Raw genomic sequence first — 1734 nt, 5'->3', positions numbered from 1 at the left:
CAGACATTGATCAGACCAATTTCAAAAATTTCGATTTAATTTAAACGCTTAATTCTCTTTAATTTGATAAAATAACATCTCAACTTTGAGGTGTATATGAATCTAAAAATCAAACGGTTAGACCATCACGGTATTGTTTCAGGTATTATAGAAGACTTAAAAATTGTCAGCCTTTTAGATCAATACTTACCTCAAGACGATAAACAAGAAATCACCCCCGGTGAAGCTGTAAAAGGCATGATCATGAATGGACTCGGTTTTGCCAATCGACCTTTATCACTCAGCCCTCAATTTTTTACTAACTTGCCTCTTGAACATTTATTTCGTGAAGGGGTTCAAGCATCACATTTTAATCGTCACAAACTTGGTAGAACTCTCGATCAATGCTTCGAGTTTGGCTGTGAAAGCTTATTTTCATTAGTCTCCGGACAAGCATGTGAAATAGAGCAAGTTGATAAAACCTTTGAATCACTTGATACAACGAGTCATTCACTGACAGGTGAATATGCTTTTGATGATGGAGATAGTGATGAAAATGTCATTAAAATTACTCATGGCTATAGCAAGGCTCACCGTCCTGATTTAAAACAAGTCGTACAAGAAATCATTGTTAGCCAAGATGGTGGGATCCCGCTTGCATGTAAAAACTGGGATGGTAACAGCGCAGACACCGCTATTTTTAAAGCGCGAAGTAAGGCGCTTGTTGATGAGTTCACAAAAAGCCAAGCTCCTAAATACCTTGTGGCAGACTGTAAACTTTATCATAAAAGTAATGCTGAGTTTTTAACCAAAATTCAATTTCTCACGCTAGTACCTTCAACAATTTCTCTTGAAAAATCCTCTATAAGTACAGCCATAGCAGCCAACCAATGGGTTAATATTGATGATAATTATCAATATGTTATTGAAGAGGTTGATCATATGGGGATAGAGCAAAGATGGATGATTATTTATTCAAAAGCAGCTAATAGCCGAGCACAAAAAAGCATTGTTCGACAAGTTGAGCGAGCACACACAGGCATCAAAAAAGACCTCTTCCATTTACAAGCTCAACGTTTCGCTTGTCAAACTGACGCACAACGCGCATTAGATAAATTAGCGAAAAAGATGAAGCATCATCAAATAGCGACTCAGCAATTTATTAAGCATAAAGTCTATGAAGGTAAAGGGCGACCTAAAAAAGATGCGCCAGTAAAAAATATTGAATGGCAAATCACGGCAGAAATTGAAGAAAACGAAACCGCAATAAAACAGATTGTAGAACAAAAGTCATGCTTCGTATTAGCAACGAATATTGATAAAGAAGCCCTTTCACCAGTAGGTTTACTTAAGCATTACAAAGCACAATCTGAAGTAGAAAAAGGGTTTAGGTTTTTAAAAGACCCCTTGTTTTTTGTTTCATCATTATTTATCAAAAAGCCAAGTAGAATAGATGCTCTGTTGATGGTGATGACACTTTCATTGTTAGTTTATTCAATTGCGCAAAGACGAATGAGAGCGAATATGAAAAAAGAAAAAGCCACGATCGCGAATCAAATCAATAAAGAAATATCTAACCCAACATTACGTTGGGTCTTTCAGTGTTTTGAGGGAATTAATCTACTCCAGCAAGGCGACAAAATCAGCTTGGATGGTTTTGATGAGTTCAGGGAAAAAATAATAAGGCTCATTGGTGGACATGCGTTGAATTTATATAAAATCCAAAAAGTTGCCTAGGGGTCTGATCAATGCCTG

1 protein-coding gene is annotated in these 1734 nt (G+C 36.6%); it reads left to right on the top strand.

What is annotated here, in order from left to right; all coding sequences use genetic code 11:
• Window positions 1-96: 96 nt before the first annotated feature.
• Window positions 97-1716, top strand: a complete 1620-nt coding sequence (locus tag PALI_RS00080) for an IS1634 family transposase (RefSeq protein ID WP_193154366.1) — start codon at window positions 97-99, stop codon at window positions 1714-1716.
• Window positions 1717-1734: the final 18 nt, after the last annotated feature.

It is taken from the genome of Pseudoalteromonas aliena SW19 (assembly GCF_014905615.1).
GTDB classification, from domain to species: domain Bacteria; phylum Pseudomonadota; class Gammaproteobacteria; order Enterobacterales; family Alteromonadaceae; genus Pseudoalteromonas; species Pseudoalteromonas aliena.
Note: the sequence above shows the minus strand (reverse complement) of the source record. Positions and strands in the feature narration are given on the sequence as shown.